We start from the raw sequence: 241 nt of genomic DNA on the forward strand, positions 1-241 counted from the left end.
TGAAGCTCAACGAGGACCGTGGTTCGCTGGTCGGCGGCCTGGTCGTGCAGGAGTCGGACGAGGTGATCGCGATCAAGGTGAGCGGCCAGATCACGCGTTCGGCGGTCGCAGAAGTGCCTGCGAAGGGGCGTGACACGATGGGCGTGAAGTTCGTCGGGGTGTCCGGGGAGGACGCGGTCTCGGTGATCGCCCTCAACCCGGAGTCGAGCGCTGAGGACGCCGAGCTCGAACCGATTGAGCC

General features: G+C 66.4%; 1 protein-coding gene. It reads left to right on the forward strand.

Annotation, left to right across the window (positions count from 1 at the left end; translation table 11 throughout):
* The coding region (locus BN358_RS13340; protein WP_040583623.1) for a hypothetical protein at positions 1–241 on the forward strand (241 nt) is incomplete at both ends.

The organism is Sedimentibacter sp. B4, assembly GCF_000309315.1.
Taxonomy (GTDB): Bacteria; Bacillota; Clostridia; order Tissierellales; family Sedimentibacteraceae; genus Sedimentibacter; species Sedimentibacter saalensis.